The sequence below is a fragment of the Chryseobacterium sp. FW101-FHT12H09 genome, assembly GCF_058790395.1.
Genome location: NZ_JBYTCP010000003.1, coordinates 967,290 through 990,038 on the forward strand (window position 1 = coordinate 967,290; position 22,749 = coordinate 990,038).

Sequence of the window (22,749 nt, forward strand, 5' to 3'; positions counted from 1 at the left end):
TAGATTTCAGATTTAAGAAGACAAATTTCAGTCTTTCAATGAGTTTTGAATATAGTTTTCCAAAGGTTTGGGAAAAGATTTCTTTTGTGATCCTTTAAAGTCTGTAATGATGTATTCATTTTGTTCAATGAAATTGTTCCAAACCACTTTCGAACTTACGTCAACATCATAAATATCAATGGTCAGATTCTTATGAGTGAGTTTATGATGGAGCGTTTTAAGACCTTTTATAAATGGTTCCAGCTCTCCTGTAATGGAAGTTGGAAATTCAAAAAGTTTTTTCCAGATAAAGTCATCTTTTCGCTGCTGAACTACAAATTGCCCTTTAATGTGAACAAAATAATATTTTAAATGAAGATCCTCTGTTTTTGTTTTTTTTGTTTTAACAGGGAAATCAGAAACTTTATTTAAAGAATATGCTAAACAGTCATCTTCCAAAGGACATTCATCACAAAGTGGATTCTTAGGCTTGCAAATTTCTGAACCAAGATCCATCATCGCCTGATTAAAATCGCCTACATTTTCCGGCATGATCAATGTTGCCAATTCAGAAAAATAAGTAAATGCCCGCGAATTGGAAATATCAAAATCATCTGCAAAAACCCTACTCAATACCCTATAAAAATTTCCATCTACAGCCGGTATTTTACCACCAAAACAAATACTGGAAACTGCCGCCGCTGTGTATTTCCCTACTCCTTTCAACAGTAGAATATCCTCATAGCGAGATGGAAAAAAACCATTATGATCAGCTATGATCTGTTTTGAAGCTTTATGAATGTTAATTGCTCTGGAATAATATCCCAAACCCTTCCAATGGAGCAAAACCTCATCCTCTTCAGCTTCAGCTAAAGTTTCTACATCGGGAAATCTTTTGATAAAGTTATTGTAATGATTGAGTCCCTGACTGATTCTTGTTTGCTGAAAAACAATTTCGCAAATCCATATTTTATAAGGATCTTTTGTTTTTCTAAAAGGTAAATCTCTGGCATTTTCTTTATACCAATTCAGTAATTTACTTCCTAAGTGAAGAAAACCTGAATCTCTAAAATTCTTTTCCAAAAAATAAGTCTGTTAAGTAGTTCAATTGCTCTGATCAATTATTAGTTTTAGATCTATTATTCTAAAACCAGATCAAAGTATCTGCAAAGATAGAACTATTTACTTTCTGTACCTACAGAGTATATCGGAGCGGATTTAAGCCATTGATATTTTAGCTTCTTATCATCTGCTATAAAGCGATATCCATTAAGCTTTTTAAGAAAAATGTACACCGAGTCTTTTTTCAGTTTTAGCCTTTGGTTGGAAAGGAACTGAAATGGATAGTTGATCACAGAATCTCTTGTTGTCTTTTCTATTACACCTGATTTGAGTCTGTAAATAAATATTGATTTTCCGCGACCCGAAGAGCTATCTACAAGCTTTATATCAGAAGTAGCAAGAACCATATCACTAGCATCAAAACACTCGTCAACATTCATGATATAAGCTTTACCTTCCTGCCTTTCATCTGCAAAAAGATCTCGTTTATAATGAGTAGGGCTTTGAAATTTCTTTTCGCAACTTATAACAAAAAATATAAGAAGGATTGGTATGCAGTAAATAAATCTGAATTTAAGCATATTAATTTTTATGTGAATTGGTAGAAAAAAACCGATGTAAAATTGCATCGGTTTTTATTATTAAAATAGGATATATTAGTCCTGAGTATATTGTGACTCCCATTCGTTACCATCATCTCCTTTGTGTCCGTCCAATTTAATAACGAAACTTTTTGTTGGGAAATAAGGCGTTAAACGGATATCCAGCCATACTCTGTCTTTATTTACTTTATCTTGCTCAAAACGAACAATTTTGAACTTTTCAATAAGCTTATCAGCTCCTTTGATTCCATCTAGGAAGGTTACGATCTGTCTTCTTAAATCATCTTCATTTTTTGCAGTCCAGTTTTCAAATGCTCTTCTGTTTAAGAAATCCAATAAAACTTTAGTTACATAATCAAATACACGAACCACTGAATAAGTCTGAAGTCCAATATTATCTCCTGTAAATAATGTTTTAGCAGAGAAAGCCATGATTTTTCCATATTCATTAACCATCGGTACTAGCCCCATTTTTTCCAACTGAGAAATTTCACTTTTCTTCAATTCGAATTTTACGGCATCAACCTCGTTGATATTACCATGTTTTTTACCCGCTGCTACCTGAGACATTAGTGTCTTATGAATTTTTCCTGCCAATGAAGTAGATGGTGGTAATTCCACGTTTTCTTCTTCACCCACTTCTTCTGCTCTTCCACGACCTACAAGCCAGTTACAAGTCATGATTACATTACTTCTATGAAGCTCTCCTCCTGTAAGGTTTGCAGAATGGAATAAATCCACCACATCATCCGGTTTATCGAGATTAGCAAAATCCGTAACCATCATTACTTTATTCTCGTTACAGATCTTCGCCCATTTTTCAATCACTTTATTAGATCCTAAATATCCAGGAATTGCTAAAAGAGAATAATTATCTCTTAGATCTAAACGATCATAATAGCTTTTGAACTCCTCAGCAATAGCATCGATAAAAAGTGGATTATCTAAATCTGAAAGCTGATCTAAGCTTGCATTTACAATACTTACATTATCAACTTTATCAAGTTCTGTATTTTTATAGAATTGAGCTACTGTTCTGTATGAAGTTTCCAACTGGCGAACAGTATCTAAAGTATTTTTTAAGTTTGTTTTTAAATTTTGTTCTGCCTGCTGCGCTTTATTTTTGCAGGTCTCTGCCATTTTATCTGCAGATTCATTACCCTCCAAAAGACTTACCCAAAGGTTGATCTTTTGAAGTAATTCTTTTCTTTCGTCTCCTTTATTATTATCAGTAAGGAATATTTCTTTCCTTGCTTTTCTAGTCGGATTCATGTTGGCGATGCCATCTACAACAGATTCTACAAAACCAAACCCACCAATTTTGTTGAGCTCGGCAAGAGGATTACCTTTCGGTTGTCCCGAATGTTGCTGTTGACCTTGTTGCTGACTTTCTGATGCCTGTAATTTACTATCCATGATTTAATGTAAAGTCTTTAGATTATTTTTCAAGTTCTTGTGCCACTTCTTTTAATACTTCCACAAAAGCAGATCTTGTCTGTTCGTTTTCCAGCATGTTACGCAGAATTTTATTTGTTTTTAGCTGACGTACAATTTTGTTATATTGTTCCTGCTCCATGCTAAGTTGCTGCAAATAATTTGATTTCTGTGTAAGACTCTTAGGAGTGAAGTCCCCAAGATTTTGAAAACGGAATTCTTCGTCTACCACACTACCATCTTCTGTTTCATGTTGTACACTTATAGAAGGTTGAAAATGCTTGAAGACGTCTTCCACAGTCTTTAATCCTGTTACGATTTCAGGGTTATAAGATTCATCAGTAGTAAGCTGGCTTACAATTAATGACTTATTTTCCTGTATTTCTTGAATAGCTTCATTAGCGTCTACTTTTATCTCGTTTCCGCCAACACCATAATTAAACATTGCCATATTATTATTATTTTGAGATTTTTGATTTTGGTTAGAATTGTTTTTATCCGACGAGTCGAATAAGTCCCCAATCCAATGCTTAAATTTAAAAAAAAACTCTAACATACAAAATTTTGTTAAGATTTTTCTTGAATTATTTAATTATACCTATTTTATCAGACATAAATATGTCATTTTCACTTCACTAAACTATGAAAAATAAATAAAAAAACACATCAAAGATGATGTGTTTTTTATTTCTAACAATTTTTGGCAATGTTACCAAATTTTTATTCTGTCCTGAGGAGCTTTATACAGCTTATCTCCAGGCTTTATATCAAATGCTTTGATAAAAGCATCCTGATTTACTAATGGTCCAAATGCTCTGAAATATCCAGGAGAATGTGGATCTGTTTTTACCTGATTCACCATATATTGGTCTGTAGACTTTGTTCTCCAAACCGTTGCCCAACTCATAAAGAATCTTTGATCCTGATTAAATCCGCTGATAGATCCTGGATTTCCGTGGTCTTTAAGATACATCTGTAATGCATCATACGCTACAGCTACGCCTCCCAGATCACCAATATTTTCACCACTTGTAAATTTCCCGTTTACAAAGCTTCCTTTCACCGGTTCGTAGCCGTTATATTGTGCTGCTAACTGGGCTACTTTAGCATCAAAGTTCTTACGATCTGTATCTGTCCACCAATTATTAAGGTTTCCATCACCATCGAAACGGGAACCACTATCATCAAAACCATGAGAAATTTCGTGACCGATTACTGCACCAATCCCACCGAAGTTTACTGCTGCATCCGCTTTAGGATTATAGAAAGGTGGCTGAAGGATTGCCGCTGGGAAAACGATCTCATTATTTGAACCACTGTAGTAAGCATTCACAGTTTGTGGTGTCATTCCCCACTCTGTTTTATCAACTGGCTTTCCAACTTTTTCCAAACTTCTCTGATATTGCCAAGCAGCTACATTTTGTAAGTTTGAATATAACGTTGAGCCCTGATTCGGAGAACCTACTTTTAGTTCAGTATAATCTTTCCATTTGTCAGGATAAGCAATTTTTACTGTGAATTTAGATAATTTCTCCTGAGCTTTTACTTTCGTTTCCGGAGACATCCAGTCCATATCATTAATATGGGTTTTAAACGACTTTAAAATATAGTCGATATAGGTTTCCATCTGCTGTTTTGCTTCAGGAGTAAAATACTTTTCAACATATAATTTCCCAAAAGCTTCACCAAGAACACCATTTACAAGACCCAACCCTCTTTTATTCATTGGGCGTTGTTCCTTTTGTCCCTGAAGATATTTTGAGTAGAAATCAAAACGGATCTGCTCAAGGCTCTCATCAAGATTACTTGCATTACCATTTATTACATGATATTTCAGATAATCTTTTAATAGAGGAAGGTTCTTTTGAGTCAGGAATTGATCCATATTCTGGTAATACTTCAATTCACCAACAATTACTTTATCTGTATTTACACCTGCATCGGTTAAATACTTAGCAAGGTTAATATTTTTAACTAATCCTGATAACTCAGATACATTTTTTGGATTATATCTTAAATTAGCATCTCTATTCTGCTCCAGAGTTAAAAGATAGTTGGCTAATTGTTTCTCAAAAGCAACTACATTTTCAGCAGATTGAGTCGAATTTTTATATCCTAATACTCCGAATAGTTTACCTACGTAGTTTGTATACTCACCTAACGTTTTTGTATTGGCTTCATTTACTTTCTGATAGTAATCTCTTCCCAAACCAAGATCCGGCCCACCAAGATATACCGCATTCATTTTAGAGTTCTTCATATCTGCACCTACTCTCCAGCCATAAAAAGAATTATCACCCAGTTTAGTAGCATCTAAAAGATACTTCTGTAAATCGTTAAGGTTTTTGATTGCATCAATTTTAGCAAGATCTCCTTTTATAGGAGCAATACCATCTGTATTTCTTTTACTGGTATCCATGAAAGACGCATATAGATTCTGAATTTTTTGTCCTTCAGATCCATCAGAATATTTTTCAGATAATATTTTATTTAAAATATCCAAAGAAGCATCATCTACATTCTCTCTCAAAGCATTGAAAGATCCCCAGCTTGCTTTATCAGAAGGAATCTGAGTTGTTTTTACCCAATTTCCATTTACATAGTTGAAAAAATCATCTTGTGGACGAACACTTTTATCCATGTATGATAAATTAATTCCCTCTTCTTTCATTTCTTCTTTTACTGGTTGTGTAGTGGCAACCGCAGTCTCTGTCTTAGTTGTTTTTTCTGCGGTCTTAGCTGTACCACATGAGTTTAAAAATACCATACCCGAAAAGGCAAGTATACCAATATTTAGCTTTTTCATTAAAAATCGTTTTTTATTTTACACAAACTTACCAAATATACGAATTTTCGTAATGTGGAAATAGGTAATTTGAGAAGATGTTACAAGTTATGGGTTGTGGAATTTGAGGTATCTGATGCAGAAGGATTTGGTAGTTAGAGAAATAATTTATTTATAATAATTTCAATCAAACCCAACAACTCTTATCCATTTACCTGCTACCTACAAAAAAACCGCTCATTTCTGAGCGGCCTATATATTATGTATATTACCAGATTTTGATTCTGTCCTGAGGAGCTTTATATAATTTATCTCCTTGTTTTACATCAAATGCTTTATAGAATGCATCAACGTTCGTTAACGGACCGAAACTTCTGAAGTATCCAGGAGAATGTGGATCTGTTTTCACCTGATTGGTCATATATTTTTCACTAGACAATGTTCTCCAAACTGTAGCCCAGCTTAAGAAGAATCTCTGGTCTTGTGTAAATCCACTGATCACTCCAGGATTTCCTTTATCTTTTAAATACATCTGTAATGCATCGTAAGCGATATTTACCCCTCCTAAATCAGCAATATTTTCCCCGTTTGTGAAAGTTCCGTTTACGAAAGTTCCTTTTACAGGCTCATACTTATCATATTGAGCAGCAAGAGCTTTTGTTGCTTTCTCGAAATTCGTTTTATCTTCCGGAGTCCACCAGTCTACCAAGTTACCATCTGCATCAAACTGAGCTCCTGAATCATCAAATCCGTGGCTCATTTCGTGACCGATAACAGCTCCAATTCCACCGAAATTTACAGCAGCATCCGCTTTAGGATTAAAGAATGGTGGCTGAAGAATAGCAGCTGGGAATACGATCTCGTTATTTACCGGGTTATAATAAGCATTTACAGTTTGTGGAGTCATTCCCCATTCTGTTTTATCAACAGGTTTTCCGATTTTAGCTAAATCTTTGTTATACTGCCATTCTGAAACATTCTGAAGATTCTGATATAAAGTACCTCCTTTAGATTCTGGAGTGATCATTAATTTAGAATAATCTTTCCATTTGTCTGGATAAGCAACTTTTACCGTAAATTTATTAAGCTTGTTCAATGCTTTTTCTTTCGTTGTAGAAGACATCCAAGAAAGGTTATTGATATGAACAACAAAGCTTTTCTTTAAATAATCGATTAATTCAACCATCTGAGCTTTCGCTTCAGCAGGGAAATATTTTTCAACATATAATTTACCGAAAGCTTCTCCTAAAGAACCATTGATCAACTCATATCCTCTTTTGTTAAGTGCTCTTTGTTCCTGCTGACCTCTAAGGTATTTACCATAGAAAGCAAATCTCATATTTCCCAGGTTTTCGCTCAAATAAGAAGCGCTTCCATTAATCAAATGGAATTTAAGGTAATCTTTAATAACAGAAAGATTCTGAGCATTCACTAATTGGTCGAAGTTTTTATAATATCCTATTTCTCCGATGATCACCTTATCTGAATTTACACCTACTTTTTTCAGGTAAGCAGGAAGGTCTACATTTTTTACCAAAGCAGAAAGTTCTGCCATAGTCTTAGGGTTATACTGAAGGTTTGAATCACGGATCTGCTCGTTTGTCAAATAAGTTTTAGCAATGCTTTTTTCATATTCAACAATTCCTTTTGCAGCTTCATCAGCATTTTTGTAGCCTAATTCTTTTAGCATAGAAGCTACATATTTCTGATATTCAGCAAGTGCTTCTGTATTTTTATCATTAACTTTCTGATAATAATCTCTTCCTAAACCTAAAGATGCATCTCCAAGATAAATAGCATTCATCTTCGAGTCCTTAAGATCAGCGTCTACACCCCATCCGTAGAAAGTATTTTCTCCTTCTTTAGTTACAGCAGTCAAATAATTCTGTAAATCTGTAAGGTTCTTGATCGCATCGATTTTAGTCAGATTGCCTTGAATAGGTTTAATCCCGTCAGCATTTCTCTTCTGCATGTTCATATAGGTAGCATACAGATCCTGAATCTTTTTCCCCTCACTTCCGTCAGCAAATTTATCTTTCAGAAGAGAGTTCAAAATCGTCATTGAATTATTGTCAGTATCATCTGCCAATTTATTAAAACTTCCCCAAGTTGGTTTATCAGAAGGAATTTTGGCTGTTTTCATCCACGTTCCACTCACGTAGTTATAAAAATCATCCTGTGGACGTACAGATTTGTCCATCAAGCTAAGGTCTAAACCTTTATCTGTTGTACTCATTACTGTTTTAGTTGTTTTAGCCTGAGCACTCACTGTATTTTGTGAGCAAATTCCCGCTAATAAAAACAAAGAAAGCGTTAGTTTTTTCATTATGATAACAATTTATATAATATGTATGTTTATTTTAACATTCGTTACGTTTAATGAAAACAAATTTAAACAAATATTAAGAAGTTGTTACCTCTTTTACATTCCCTGTTCTTTTTAGAAATCCCCAGGCTTGTATTTCTCCTTTTAATGCCTTTCTTAAGCTTCTGAATAAGACAATGTACATGAGCCATCTATACCCGAATCTTTGCGGGATTACATACAATAAATTGACCAGTTTCTCTCTCTGCATCAAAAAAGCGACAATCGCCAGTGAAGCATCTACCAGAAGAAACAGTAAATAGTATGTGAATATCTTTTCTCCGTTTCCAAATAATATTCCAAAAAACATAATTACATCTGCAAAAGGCGAGAAAAATGGAATAATATATTGAAATAATAAAATATTAGGCATCGCCCAAAGTCCTAAACCTTTATATTTCGGATTTAAGAAAGTCTGTTTCTGTTTCCAGAACATCTGCATGATACCATATGTCCATCGGAAACGTTGTTTTAAAAACTGTCTCACCGTTTCTGGTGCTTCAGTTACTGCAATGGCTCTGTTTTCATTGGCTACTGTATATCCTTCTTTTAAGATTTTCACAGTAATATCACAATCTTCCGCCAGCGTATCTGAAGAATATCCGCCAACCTCATCGATTACTGATTTTTTAAATGCTCCTATTGCTCCCGGGATTACTGTAATCGCATTGATATTTGCATACGCTAATCTATCAAAGTTCTGGCTCGTAGTATATTCTATAGCCTGCCATCTCGTAAGCCAGTTGACTTGATTTCCCACTTTTACATTACCCGCTACTGCAGCAATTTTTTCTTCAGGACTTGCATTTAAAAACCTGGCTATCAAATATTTTACAGCATCTTGCTGAAGCTTAGTATCTGCATCAATACAAACTACATATTCTGCATCGGTTTGAGAGATTCCAAAATTCAAGGCTGTTGCTTTTCCACCATTTGATTTTGTGAAGATTTTCAACTTTGGATGTTCAGAAAATGCTTCTCTTGCTCTTTCATAGGTTAGATCTTTACTTCCATCATCTACCATAATGACATCAAAATTTGGATAAGACTGATTCAGCAAATTGGTTAGAGAAGATATAATATTTACTTCTTCATTATAGGCGGGAACGATAATAGATACTTTAGGGTAGCTTTCCAATACAGGAAACTGTGAAAGTACTTTTTCTTTTTTTCTCTCTTTGATTGCCCAATAAGCCATCAACAGTAATCGTATCAATCCTAATATAATAAAGATTGTAAAAAGAGCTACCAGGAAATGACTAATCCCATAAATCACAGTTGCCAATACCAGATTCAACTGCATAATATAATAGGATTTTGTCTTTGGAACTTCGGGCATTAGCTCATTTTTGCTTTTATGTAAAATACTTGCTAAAGTGGTAAAATGATACCCCTGTTTTTGTAATGTAGGAATTAATATTTTAAGAGCCTTAACAGTCTCTTCTCTTGTATCTCCGCCCGCATCGTGAAGGAGGATAATATTTCCTCTTTCTTGTTTTATTCCTTGTAATACGCGCTTTACAATTTCATCCGATTTTACACCAGGCTGCCAGTCTTCAGGGTCTATACTTTCACCAATATCCAGATAATTTTGCTGTCTTGCCAAGGCCACCGGAATGATCTCTTCAGAAGTCGTAGGTTCCGAGTCCGCATTATAAGGTGCTCTGAATAAGATCGTACTGTGACCTGTTATACATTCAAATAACAACCTTGTCAGCTTTAGTTCCAGCAATGCTCTTTCCGGACTTACTTTCGCCACATTTTCATGGGTGAATGTATGATTTCCTATTTCGTGACCTTCCCTATAGATTCTTTTTACAAGTGGTAAGTTTCTCTCAGCATTTAAACCTATTAAAAAGAATGCTGCAGGAACATGATATTTTGACAATACATCGAGAACCTGTGGTGTGTATGTTTCATCCGGCCCATCATCAAATGTTAGAACCAGCTCTTTCTGTGGTGCTGAGCCATATTTTTTCACTTCATAAGAACTCGGATAGGTTACATAATTTTCATCCGTAATTATTTTTTCTTTCGGATCTATCTCCACTGCAATTTTTCCATCATGTGGAGTATTTAAAACATCCAAAACTTCACCATCTCCGATATAGTCTACCATCGTCTGACCTTTCACATTCTCAAATTTCTTTAGATCAAGTTTTGACAAACCTGCAAAAGTGAGATCTTTATCATAAAAATTCCATACTCTGCTGTCTTCGCTTCCTAATCTCCAAAGTGCTGTTCCTGCTAATGGATATTCTGATGAAAAACGCATCGTATTGAAAATAGAAGCAGCATCATTGAAAAATACAGTATGTGTATTATTTTTAAAATCTGTGTATGAATAATTAAGATTAAAAGTATTGTCATCAAAATTCATAACCGATTTACTGGCACTGGCTTTGGTAATTGCCTGCATATAGGAAACTGAGACATTATCATCGGGATTCGAGCTCCAGTCATATCCATAAGCTCCAAGACCTAAAATAATTTTATTAGCTGTTGTTTTCTTTAAAATTTTTCCTGTCTGGGCCTCGATCCATTTTTGAGACGAAATTGGACCCGCATCTCCTGAAGCAGAATATTCATCATAAGCCATCAGCACAAAATAATCTACATAAGGGTTTAGGCTTTGGATATTATAATCATCATTATCAGTCATAATATCCATGGTTACCAATAGCTTATTTTGCTTAAAAGTATCTGAAAGCTCTTTCATAAAAGCAATAAGATTCTCATCGGAATCCAGATTCATATCCTCAAAGTCAATGTTAATTCCTTTAAAATGAAATTTCACACATTCTTCAGTTAGTTTTCGAATAAGCTTTGTTCTTTTTAAAGGATCATTCAACACTTTAGTTAAACCCTCAGCACGGAACTCTCTATCTGAATTGTTACTTAAAATAGGCATTGCAGCAATACCGGTTCTTTTAATAACTTTATAACCTTCAGGATCAATATTTGTTTTCAGATCTCCTGTTTTAGGATCAAGGAAGAACCATTCGGGGAAAACTAAATTGATGTGTTTAATATTTCTTTTCAGGGACATTAGAGATTGAGGATCCCAGGCTACATAGAAAGCCGAGCGAATTCCTCCGGGAAACTGAGACCAGTTCTTATTTTGATTTTTGAGTCTTTCAGCTTTTGCTTTTTCAATTTTAGAAAGACTGGTATGGATTGTTTTTTCTGAGATAAAACTTCTGAATCCTTTATATTCTTTCGAAATTCTATTTTCTTGAAGGTAAGGTTTTCCGGCAGTAATTATTGTTTTATAGTCTTCATGGAAGGGAATTTTTGGACTTTTGTCCAGCTTCATCATTAATGCCAATGCTAAAAAAAGTAATATCCCAATGAAGATAAAAACACGGGATCCCCATTGGACATTTCTCCATCGTTTTTTATTAGTTGTTTGAAAAACCTGTTTTGAATTTTCCACGTTTTGTTATTTTTCTGAATACGTCTCAAAAAGCGTGAAAAACCATATCAATTTTAATTAAAATAAAATTAAAAAATAGGAAATATGATTAATCATTTATAAGTAATCCTACTAAGTCCTGAATAATTTTCTGAGAAACAAAGTTCATAAAATCCAGTCTATCCAGATGTGGCATATATAATTTGAAACTCTCCTCTCTGTCATTGATCCTGATCGAATAATAAACAGTCCCTACTTCTTTTCCATCTTCCCCTTTGCCAGGTCCCGCAACTCCTGTTGTAGAAATTGAAATATGAGTACCAAATAATTGCTGACATCCTCTAGCCATTTCCTGAGCTACCTGCTCACTTACTACGGTAAACTCATTCACTGTCTCTTGGGCAACTTGTAAAATCTTAACTTTTTTTTCTGTCGCATAAGGAACGATTCCCCCTATAAAATAGTTTGAACTTCCAGAGTTTGAGGTAATCATTTTTGCAAGCTCACCACCTGTACAGCTTTCTGCAGTAGAAAGTGTCAATTTCTTTTCATTCAAAAGCTCACCTAAAATTTTCTCAATTTTATCTTCTGTTGTTGCTATAATGCTGTCGCCAATCAGAGGAAATAACTTTTGTATTTCTTCTTCCAATTGCTGGTTTAAAATACTTTCATCATCTCCAGATGCCGTCAGCCTCAATTTCACCCGGGTTCCAACAGGCAAATAAGACAGTGCTAAATTTTCAGGCAATGAAAGTTCCCAGTCCTCAATGATATCTGCCAGGATACTTTCGGCAATTCCAACTACGGAAACAATTCTGGTTGTAATATAATGTAAACTGAATGTATCTTTTAAATAAGGAACAATCTGATCTTTGATCAATGGTTTTACTTCATAAGGAACACCAGGAAGACTAAAACTTAGTTTATCATTATACCTCATCATCATGCAAGGAGCAGTTCCGTATTGATTTTGAAAAACTATGGATTTTGTAGGAACAAAGGCCTGTTCTCTATTTCTTTCCAGTATTTCAGATCGCCCCCTTTTTTCCATATAGTTTCTTAAATGTTCAAAAGTAGCTTCATTTAGAGCAATCTCGTCATTAAAAAACTCAGCAAGGGCTTTCTTAGTTTTATCGTCTCTTGTTGGCCCTAATCCACCCGTTGTAATAACCAAATCACCCATCTCAAAGGCAGTTTGCAAGGTCTTTTTGATGGTTTCAATTTCATCAGAGATTGTAAAGATCTGCGAAACTTTTATACCTATATTTTTAAGTTCAGTAGCAATAAAGTTAGAATTGGTATCTATTGTATTCCCGGAAAGGATTTCGTCTCCAATAGTAATCAGAACAGCGTTTTCCATATTGTAATTTTTGAAAAAAATCTAGTACAAATGACGGAAAAATCTGCGGTTGAGGCAATATAAAATCATTTTTTCTATCTTTGATTTGAACTGTTTATAACTATAATAAAAAATAATGGCAAAATATGATGATGCCTTTTGGCATTATGGTGTGATTTCTCTACTGCTGTGATTAGCACAAAGTTTAGATTCCTGCGAAATGACAAGGTTGATTAGTAAGATAAAGTAATCTAAAAGGAAATTTAAATAATTTAATCTTAATCATTATGTCTCACCCAGATCAGTTCTTCTGTATTATATCCTATTCTTTTTGCTTTTTCTAAAAAACGCAGTCTTATACTTTCAGGGATTTCAGTGGTACGGGACAATATCCAAAGATACTTTAAGCTGTTTCCGGCAACTAGGGCATACTGATAATTTTCATCGATATCAATCACATTATAACCTGCCCAGATTGGTTTAAAAAAAGAAACTTTTAAACGACCCTCTGTTTTATCTTTTACAAACTTTGCTTCACCTATAGATTCTTCCCATACTTTTTTTAGATAATTATACCCTTTATTATTGACACGAATGCTTCCATCAGAATTCTGAGAATAAGTTGCTGTTACATTATCCATTCCTTTCTCAAACTTATAATCGAATCTTGCGATTTCATACCATTTCCCCAAATATTTTTCGGCATCAAAATGAGTCACTGCAACAGCACCTTTCGGAAGTCTTACCGAATAGTGATTAAAAATTAACAACCCCAAGATGCCAACCGTGACGGGAATTCCAATTTTCTGAATATTTTTCATAATAATACAGTTATGTGGTGAGTATGAAAAAGTCCAAAAATAATGCCTTTGGGCTGTTAATAAACAATAATTCTAAGAGAAAACTTTTAGAAAAGCATCTTTAAAAGTACCTGAAACTTCAATTTCAGCTTCATCCAGTAATGTTACAGTTCCACTTTTATGATAGGATTTTACAAAACCAGTATTGATGATATGAGAACGATGAACCCTAACAAATGGTGCTTCCAACAGATCGTCGAAATGTTTCAAAAATCTGCAGACCATTTTTTTGGATCCGTCCATAAGATAAACCTGAGTAAAATTACCATCCGCTTGAAGTCTGACAATATCTTCTGTTTTTACGACATCAAATCCCTGCAAAGTTGGTAGAATAAGCTGTTGCTTTTCGGGTTTTAATTTTAAGTTTTCAAGTAGTATTTTATTCCGGTTCAGTTCTTCTTTTTTCTCAAGACTTTCTGCTACTTTATTCACAGCAAGAATGAGCTCCTGAATATCAATAGGTTTTAAAATATAGTAACTCGCTGATTTATTAAGTGCCTGTAATGAATATTGGGAAAAAGCAGTGATAAAGATCGTTTCATAGATGTAGTCTTTTGTAGCCTCCAGAACATCGAAAGCGTTCCCATAGGGCATTTCTACATCCAGAAAAACAAGTTGAGGTTGCTTCTCTGCAATAAGGGGAACGGCATCTTTGATATTTTCGGCTTCTCCCAGGATCTCTACCTGAGGACAGTATTTTGTGAGATAATTCCTGAGAACCTCTCTCGCAATGACCTCATCGTCTATTATAACAGCTTTTATTTTCATTTAAACAATCCGGATGTATTTCCGTTTTATTGTAAAAATATGAATATTTCGCTTTTTATACAACTTAATGGCTCTGCGTCATTATTTACTGAACCCTCTTCCATTTCCAGGCATACCATACGATCAATAAAGTGATGATACTTTCTAAAATAGCCAAAAAAACATAAAACGTTTGCCAGGCTGAAAATGAAGTTACTGCTATCAATAGCATGATTCCAGTAAAAAATATTCCGAAGATAATATTGAAAATTCTATTGATGGTGGCTTTTAATATTAAAGAAAGGAAGACCATTACTGCCGGAATTGATAATAACAGTGATGCTAAAAACAATTTAATGGGAGTATCCAGCAAATTCGTTCCATCAACAAGACCTTGTGCTTTGCCGGGAATATACAGTTCAAAATAATCACCATATAGATAGCATAATGTTACCGAAGTCCAAAGTCCAGCCAGTTTTATTTTAATATTTACCGGGATATCTTCCAGTTTTTGAGGGTCATTGGTTTTCATAGCAATAAATTATTGAGTTTAGTTTTTTTGAACCTTTAGGTTTACAACTTAAAGACAATAATATTTCACAAATAGTTACACGATAATAGAAAATGTTTGTCAATGGTTCTTTATAGCTTATACTGTATTTCCACTAGAACCCCTTGTTCATTCTTTTTATCTGTTACTTTACAATGGATCTCCTTTTTATATAAATCATTAAGCAGTCCAATCCTTTCAATGGTATTTTTCATACCTCGTCCTTCTCTCGCTTTTTGATGTTGGGTTTTCAGTTTTTTACTTTCTTCAATTCCAATTCCATTGTCTTCAATAATGATTTTTAAATGCTCATTACTTTTTTCAAAGTTCAATTTTAAAAATCCCTTTTCTTTCCGATATCGTAACCCGTGCCAGATTGCATTTTCTAAAAATGGCTGAACGAGCATTCCGGGAATCTGTAGGGTCTGTAAATTTAAATTCTCGTCAACAATAATTTCATAGTCAAACTTATCTGCAAAGCGTGTTTTTTCCAATGCAAGATAATTCTGTAACAGATCAAGCTCCTGCTGGAAGGGAATAAAATCTTCAGTCGAATTTTCCATGACTCCCCGCATCAGCTTTGAAAATTTGGTTAAATATTGATTGGCTTCCAATTCGTTATTTGTTGCGATGAATTGATTAACGCTATTTAAACTGTTAAAAATAAAATGAGGATTCATCTCACGGCGAAGAGACTGCAAAGCAATTTTTTTATTTTTAATCTGAACCTTTTTTAGGGTCCAGAAAATAAAACCAACCAATCCCAATAATAAGATCAACGCTCCGATCAAACCGTAGTTGAAGACATTTTTCTTTCTGATCAATTCATCTTTCAGTTCTCTTTCCTTTTCTAATTGTGAGATTCTTTGCTCCGTATCCTCCAGGATTTTGTTATCCACAAGGCTTCTGTCTTTTGAAACAAGATCAGGAAGCTTTCCCAGAAAATCCCTGTATAATTTTACCGAAGCGTCTGTATTTTCAGAAACACTGTATAGACTGTCTAATCTCTTTACACTTTTTTGAGCTTCTAAGGTATGTCCTTTCTCCAAGGCAATTCCATAAGCGTTTTTTAATGTTTCAATAGCACTTTTCGTATCGTTTTTCTTAATATAGATATCAGCTAGTTCCTGGATCTGTTCAACTTTTTTCTGAGAATCGTCTTTTACAAAATCTTCTTTAAGAACTTTTTTCTTGGCTTCAATCGCTTTATCAAAATCTTTATTATCAACATAAAAATTCGTCAGTTTTTGATTAATTTCTAAAGCCTGTTGTGGTTCCTGTTGCTTTTTAGAAAGCTTATAAGCACTTTTCAGATTTTCTTCAGCTTTAGGAATATCATTTTGCTGAATATTTACATCAGCCAACTGACTGTAACTTGCTGCCAAATCTCCTTTTTCATTTTCTTTTCTACTGAGATCAATATTACTCTGAATTGCTTCAGCTTTTGCCTCCTGGGAAGGCGAAGAAAGTCGAGTAACATCATTTGAGTTAACACTCCTGTTTTCTTTTGAGTAACTTATTTCTGCAGCCCGGCTATAATTGCTTATGGCAGGACTTATTTTATTTTGCTTCTCCTGGGATTGCGCTAGTTTTCGGGTTACAGATTCCAGATTCTTTTTATCGTTCAGGTTCTGATATACATTTCTGGCCTTTATCAGATACTCTTCGCTTTTGGCATAATTTCCTTGACTATAATAATCGTTGGCCATTCCAACATAAGTTTCAGCGACTGTTTTATTATCGTTATTGTCGACTGCTTTTTTTAATTTTGATGCTGATTTTAGAGCTTTGGAAATCCTTGTAGAATCCTGGGCGAAAGAAAAATTTCCTATCGCTAATGTGATGATTAATATTATTTTAAAAAGTAACTTCACTTGTTTCCAATCTATATTGCAAAGTAACTAAAACTTTACTTATACTATCTTATCCTTCACCAAGTCAAAACCATATTTCACCAAGTTTCAAAGAAATAGCAATCGATACAGCCGTTTTCATATATTTGTGAATTATAAAAACATATAAACGAAATTCATGAAAACGTATTTTTATCTATTATGTATACTCTGTTTTCTGACCAGTAAGATTCATGCACAGACGTATATCCAGAATGTAACTGTTGTGGATGTTGTCAATAAAAAACTGGTTCCTAATCAAACCGTTGTCATTACTAAAAACCTCATTTCTGAAATAAAACCTATCAATAAAATAAAAGTTCCTCAGGGTGCAAATGTTATAGATGGAAAAGGAAAGTTTCTGATGCCCGGAATGACTGATGCCCACGTTCATTTTTTTCAAAGCGGAGGTTTATATACAAGACCGGATGCTTTAGATCTCAGAAAGCAGGTTTCTTATGAAAAAGAAATTGACTGGGTACATCATAATATGGAAGACTTTCTATTAAGATATCTTAAAAATGGGATCACTTCTGTAATAGATGCTGGAGCTTCTTACAATTTTCTGGGACTTCGGGATTCATTCTCAAAAAACACAACTTTACCTTCTGTTTATATGACAGGTCCACTTATTACAACATATGAACCTGAGGTATTTAAAAACCTTGATAAAAATGAACCCTTCAAATTGGTAGCTTCAGCTGAAGAAGCAAAAAAAATGGTTCTGGAGCAACTTCCCTATAAGCCGGATTTCATTAAAATATGGTATATCGTAATGGCCAATCCAAAAGAGATGGAAGCTGCTGCAAAAAAGTATGAACCTATTATAAAAACTATTATTGACGAGGCTCATAAAAATAATTTAAAAGTTGCGGTTCATGCTACTGAAAGAATAACTGCTCAAATTGCGGTACAGAATGGTGCAGACTTTTTGGTACACGATATAGAAGATGAAATTGTTCCTGATGATTTTGTAAAACTCTTAAAATCTAAAAAAGTTGTTTTAAGCCCCACTCTTACTGTGATGGATAATTACTATAAGACTTTCGCACAGAAAAAGAATTACAGTACTTATGAATTGGAAAATGCAAACCCACAAACAATAGGATCTATCTATGATCTTAAACATTTATCTGGTTCTTCAGACTCAATATTAGTCAGTGCAGTAAAAAAGCGTTTCAATCTTCCACAAATAGATATCTCTGCAGGAAAAAAAGACTCTATCAGGATGGTAAATTTAAAGAAGCTTTCAGACGGCGGTGTAACAATTGCTGCAGGTACTGATGCAGGAAATATAGCCACCCAACACGCGTCCTCTTTTATTATGGAACTCAAAGCAATGAAAGAAAGTGGAATGAACAACTGGCAGGTCCTTGAGTCGGCAACTATTAGTCCTGCCAAAATATTTAACAAAGAAAATGTTTCCGGAAGTATAACAAAAGGTAAAATTGCAGATATGGTACTTCTCAATTCAGATCCGACTGAAAGTTTAGATCATCTTACTCAAATAGAAATGGTGTTTAAAAACGGACAATCCATGTTACCGAGTAAGATCATAAAAGTAACTCCTGAAATTCTTGTACAGCAACAATTAAATGGCTACAATGCAAGAAATATCGATGCTTTTATGGATCCATATTCTGAAGATGTTGAACTTTATGTTTTCCCTGGTAAATTAATAAGCAAAGGGAAGGAAGCTATGAAGAAAAGCTACAGTGCCATGTTTGAGAAAATGCCTGATCTGCATTGTGAAATCAAAAGCAGAATCATTAATGGTAATTTCATTGTGGATAAAGAAAGTGTTTCAGGAATGCGAAAAAATGGAAAAGTGGAAGCGACTGCTATTTATGAGATAAAAGATAATAAAATTTCAAAGGTCTATTTCTTACCTTAATATAGCTTCAAATACTTACAAATAAAAGACAGTTCCTTCGGGCTGTCTTTTTTTTATACTTCACCAAGTGAAAACTCTATTTCACCAAGTCTCTCCATTTCCGGTTTTGAATCGGACTAATTTTACTTCAGAATTTAAAACAAAAAATTATGAAATTGAGACATTTTTTATTAATCGGATTCCTTACAGCAGGAAGTTTAATCAGCGCACAGGAAGTAAAGAAAAACGCAATTGAAGTAACAGGTGTTGCTGAAATGGAAGTAGAACCGGATGAAATTATTTTTAACATCGGAATAAAAGCTGACAATAAAAATGAACTGGCGGATAATGAAAAGAAATTATTCGAAACATTAAAAAGCAATGGAGTAAAAAATGAAGATATCACCTTCAAATCCATGTATCAGAATATATATTCAAAAACAGCCAAGTTTACCAAAAGCTTTCAGTTTAAAGTAAATGCAAAAACTAACCTAAGTAAAGTATTTGAGGGACTTAATCAAAAGTGGGTAAGCAACCTTAATATTTCGGAGGTAAAAAACACTAAGATTGCTGAATTCAGAAAAACAGTAAAAATAAATGCTCTAAAAGCAGCTAAAGAAAAAGCTGATTATCTATTGGAAAGTATGGGTAAAAAAACGGGTGCTCCTTTAGAAATTGTAGAAATAGAAGACTACACAAGTGATACCGTTCTTCCAATTGGAGCTTATGCAAGAAAATCCAACACTGTACAAATGGAAGCAGATGCAGGTGTAGATTATTCTTTCGACAATATCGAAAACATCAAATTGAAGTACAGTATCAAAACAAGATATGAAATACTTTAAAACGATATAAAGGCAGTTCATAAGAGCTGCTTTTTTTCTAAAATAACTATTCACCAAGTCAAATCTCCTACTCACCAAGTCTTCAGATTTTCAGCCTGAGATTCAGATAATTTTACTTTAGAATTTTAAATAATATACTATGAAATACTTATTAATACTATTCACTCTTTCAGTTTCTTTATTCAAATCTCAAGAACTGAAAAAAGAAATAGATGTAAAGCAAGCTACCCTATTCTTGCAAGGCGCAAAAGTTTTTGGCAGCACAAATGTCTCTTTGCAGAAAGGAAAAAATACCGTACGAATTATCAATCTTCCAAATGATATCGACGAAAATACCTATAAAATTAACCTTGAAAAAAATACCACGCTCCTATCTATCACGCCACAAAATAATTATTTACAAAATGACGAAATGTCTGAAGGCGAGAAAAAACTGGAGAATGAAAGAAAAAAACTTCAACGACAGGTAAGTTTATTGAATATTCAAATTAAAAACCTTACGGGTGAGCAGAATATCATTAATGATAATCTTAAAGTTTCTACGAATGATAAATCTACTCCACAGGATCAGTTGATAAAATTAACAGAGTTTTATAGAAAAAGAATGCTTGAAATTGATAACCAGGTATTTTTACTGAATGAACAGAAAAGTGGATTTGATGAAAGTATAGCCAAGATCAATAAACAATTTACCGAAGAGCAGACTCACAAGAATAAAAACAAAAAAGAACTTCTCCTTGAAATTCTTGCTGATCATGAAATGAATGTAAATCTTGGTGTCAGCTATATTGTTTCTAATGCTGGCTGGATTCCATCTTATGATCTACGTGCTGAATCTACAAAAAAACCTCTTGAGATCGTTTATAAAGGAAAAATCTATCAGAAAACAGGTCAGAACTGGAATAATGTAAAATTATTTGTTTCAACCTACAGGCCCTCTTATAACCAAAACCGCCCTATTTTATCACCACTCTACGTAACCGAGTACACTCCTTATGATTCTCAAAAAGAACTTGCAGCCTATTCGATAAAAGCTAAAGCTGAATTGACGAATGCCTATCAAATGCGTGCAGAAGAGATTGCAGCACCCAGCCAAATCCCAGTAGCAACCGTTTCTGATAATCAGATGAATGTGATGTATGAATTAAAATTCAATCAGACCATTGTAAGTCAGGAAAAGGAACAGTATGTAATTCTGGATAAAAAAGAGGTCAATGCTACTTACAAGTACCACACCGTACCAAAGCTTAATAATCAGGTATTCCTGATGGCATTTGTGAAAAACTGGCAAAACCTCAACCTGATATCTGGTGAAGCCAATATCTACTTTGAAGATAACTATATCGGAAAAACCAATATTGCCAGTAACTATATCAAAGATGAGTTTCCAATATCTCTTGGTGTTGATGAAAGAATTACTGTAAAAAGAGTAAAACAGGAAGATAAAACTTCTCAAAAAACCCTGAGTTCAAATAAATGGGAAACAGAGTCTTATCAAATACATATCAGAAACAATACGAAAGAAAACATTGACCTGGAGATTCTTGACCAGCTTCCTATAAGTGAAAACTCCAAAGTATCAGTAAAAGCTTTAGAAATAGGCAATGGAGATTTTGACGGGAAAACGGGAACCATCCTTTGGAACAGAAAGATCACCAGCGGTGGCTCAGACACCATCAACTTTTCTTTTGAAGTGAAATATCCTAAAGACATGCAAATTCAATATTACAGCAGATAACCTTATTAAAAATATAAATAATGACAACTTTTAAAATTTTAACATTAGCAATAGGCGCTGCTTTTTTAAGCTCAAACAGCCTGACTGATATTCGTTGTGCAAGTAAAAAAAATACTGAAACAAATGAGAATATACCGACACGAAATGCTTCTTTAACTCCGGTAAATCATGCAGGCAAAGAAAATAAGATTCAGGTCGCTCTTTTATTGGACACTTCAAACAGTATGGATGGACTGATCGATCAGGCAAAATCCAGGTTGTGGAATATTGTTAATACATTAACGACATTGAAATACGATGGAAAAGCTCCCCAGATAGAGATCGCTCTTTATGAATATGGAAATGATGGAATCTCAGATGAAAATTTCATCAGACAGGTAACTCCATTAACACAAGATCTGGATTTGGTTTCAGAAAAATTATTTGCTTTAAGAACCAATGGTGGAAATGAATATTGTGGTGCTGTTATCCGCGATGCAACATTGAATCTGAACTGGGATAAAAATGACAAAAGCATGAAACTAATCTATATCGCGGGTAATGAACCTTTTGATCAGGGAAGAATTAATTATAAGGAAGTTATCTCCTCTGCGAAAGCTAAAAAAATATATACCAACACTATTTTCTGTGGGGATAGAAATGAGGGAATCCAATCCTTTTGGCAGAATGGAGCTGTTTCTGGCGATGGAAAATATTTCAATATCGATAGCGACCTAAAAGTAATTTATATTGAAACACCTTATGATATAAGAATTTCGGAATGCAATACAAAACTTAATGATACTTATATCTATTATGGAAGTCATGGATCTGAATATAAAAGTAAACAAATGATGCAGGATAAAAATGCCGAGGTTCAATCAGTTTCCAATGCTGTAGAAAGAACTGTTGCTAAAAGTAAGAAGAATGCTTATAAAAATGACCATTGGGATCTTGTGGATAAAGCTGAAAAAGATGTAAACTTTATCACAACGGTTAAAGAGAGTGAGCTTCCCACTGAATTAAAGGGTAAAAGTAAAGAAGAGGTAAAAAAAGTAGTGGGTCAAAAGTCAGCAGAAAGAGGAAAAATTCAACGAGAGATTGAAGAGCTATCTAAAAAAAGACAAGATTATATTGATAAAGAAATGAAAAAACGTGGCAATGCAGATTCTGATGATCTTGGAAAAGCGATTGAAAAATCTATTTTAGAATTGGCTAAGAAAAATGGATATAGTTCATAACATAAAAATTTTCACCTCCTTTTCATAGTTTTAAAACTGGTGG

General features: G+C 34.0%; 16 protein-coding genes. 4 read left to right on the forward strand and 12 right to left on the reverse strand.

The window, feature by feature from the left end; translation table 11 throughout:
- Nucleotides 1-27: 27 nt before the first annotated feature.
- From mutY to AC3WRL_RS15250, 12 genes are all read right to left on the reverse strand, one after another.
- Nucleotides 28-1,062, reverse strand: coding sequence for an A/G-specific adenine glycosylase (gene mutY, locus AC3WRL_RS15195; protein WP_261512889.1), 1,035 nt, complete (start codon nt 1,060-1,062; stop codon nt 28-30).
- A 95-nt stretch (nt 1,063-1,157) separates the two neighbouring features.
- Nucleotides 1,158-1,622: a hypothetical protein gene (locus AC3WRL_RS15200; protein WP_261512890.1), complete on the reverse strand. Its 465-nt coding sequence runs from the start codon at nt 1,620-1,622 to the stop codon at nt 1,158-1,160.
- 75 nt (nt 1,623-1,697) lie between these two features.
- Entirely contained in the window at nt 1,698-3,059 is a 1,362-nt protein-coding gene (locus AC3WRL_RS15205; RefSeq protein ID WP_214827029.1) for a DUF5458 family protein, read from the reverse strand.
- A gap of 22 nt (nt 3,060-3,081) precedes the next feature.
- Nucleotides 3,082-3,633: a type VI secretion system contractile sheath small subunit gene (locus AC3WRL_RS15210; protein WP_214827032.1), complete on the reverse strand. Its 552-nt coding sequence runs from the start codon at nt 3,631-3,633 to the stop codon at nt 3,082-3,084.
- A 153-nt stretch (nt 3,634-3,786) separates the two neighbouring features.
- Nucleotides 3,787-5,883, reverse strand: coding sequence for a M13 family metallopeptidase (locus AC3WRL_RS15215; RefSeq protein WP_261512891.1), 2,097 nt, complete (start codon nt 5,881-5,883; stop codon nt 3,787-3,789).
- Between the two features lie 247 nt (nt 5,884-6,130).
- The gene (locus tag AC3WRL_RS15220; protein WP_214827047.1) at nt 6,131-8,188 is read right to left on the reverse strand and encodes a M13 family metallopeptidase; all 2,058 of its coding nucleotides are present in this window, start codon (nt 8,186-8,188) and stop codon (nt 6,131-6,133) included.
- Between the two features lie 76 nt (nt 8,189-8,264).
- A complete protein-coding gene (locus AC3WRL_RS15225; protein WP_492330666.1) occupies nt 8,265-11,663 on the reverse strand; it encodes a trifunctional glycoside hydrolase family 18/polysaccharide deacetylase/glycosyltransferase family 2 protein in 3,399 nt (1,132 codons plus the stop codon).
- Nucleotides 11,664-11,751: 88 nt separating this feature from the next.
- The gene (locus AC3WRL_RS15230; protein WP_492330667.1) at nt 11,752-13,002 is read right to left on the reverse strand and encodes a CinA family nicotinamide mononucleotide deamidase-related protein; all 1,251 of its coding nucleotides are present in this window, start codon (nt 13,000-13,002) and stop codon (nt 11,752-11,754) included.
- 257 nt (nt 13,003-13,259) lie between these two features.
- Nucleotides 13,260-13,802: a lipocalin family protein gene (locus AC3WRL_RS15235; protein WP_214827056.1), complete on the reverse strand. Its 543-nt coding sequence runs from the start codon at nt 13,800-13,802 to the stop codon at nt 13,260-13,262.
- A gap of 72 nt (nt 13,803-13,874) precedes the next feature.
- The gene (locus AC3WRL_RS15240) at nt 13,875-14,609 is read right to left on the reverse strand and encodes a LytR/AlgR family response regulator transcription factor (RefSeq protein ID WP_214827058.1); all 735 of its coding nucleotides are present in this window, start codon (nt 14,607-14,609) and stop codon (nt 13,875-13,877) included.
- A gap of 85 nt (nt 14,610-14,694) precedes the next feature.
- Nucleotides 14,695-15,120 carry a DUF6326 family protein gene (locus AC3WRL_RS15245; protein ID WP_214827060.1) on the reverse strand — a complete coding sequence of 142 codons (426 nt, stop codon included), beginning with the start codon at nt 15,118-15,120 and terminating at the stop codon, nt 14,695-14,697.
- Nucleotides 15,121-15,230: 110 nt separating this feature from the next.
- The gene (locus tag AC3WRL_RS15250) at nt 15,231-17,012 is read right to left on the reverse strand and encodes a tetratricopeptide repeat-containing sensor histidine kinase (RefSeq protein ID WP_492330668.1); all 1,782 of its coding nucleotides are present in this window, start codon (nt 17,010-17,012) and stop codon (nt 15,231-15,233) included.
- A 157-nt stretch (nt 17,013-17,169) separates the two neighbouring features.
- Here AC3WRL_RS15250 and AC3WRL_RS15255 point away from each other — a divergent pair, with 157 nt between their 5' ends.
- The 4 genes from AC3WRL_RS15255 to AC3WRL_RS15270 all read left to right on the forward strand — a co-directional run bounded on the left by AC3WRL_RS15255 (nt 17,170) and on the right by AC3WRL_RS15270 (nt 22,706).
- On the forward strand, nt 17,170-18,924 hold the full coding sequence (locus AC3WRL_RS15255; RefSeq protein WP_214827062.1) for an amidohydrolase family protein: 1,755 nt from the start codon (nt 17,170-17,172) through the stop codon (nt 18,922-18,924).
- A 149-nt stretch (nt 18,925-19,073) separates the two neighbouring features.
- Nucleotides 19,074-19,748, forward strand: coding sequence for an SIMPL domain-containing protein (locus tag AC3WRL_RS15260; protein ID WP_214827065.1), 675 nt, complete (start codon nt 19,074-19,076; stop codon nt 19,746-19,748).
- Nucleotides 19,749-19,887: 139 nt separating this feature from the next.
- Entirely contained in the window at nt 19,888-21,486 is a 1,599-nt protein-coding gene (locus tag AC3WRL_RS15265) for a DUF4139 domain-containing protein (RefSeq protein ID WP_261512898.1), read from the forward strand.
- A gap of 20 nt (nt 21,487-21,506) precedes the next feature.
- Nucleotides 21,507-22,706, forward strand: a complete 1,200-nt coding sequence (locus AC3WRL_RS15270; RefSeq protein WP_214827073.1) for a vWA domain-containing protein — start codon at nt 21,507-21,509, stop codon at nt 22,704-22,706.
- The last annotated feature ends 43 nt before the right edge of the window (nt 22,707-22,749 follow it).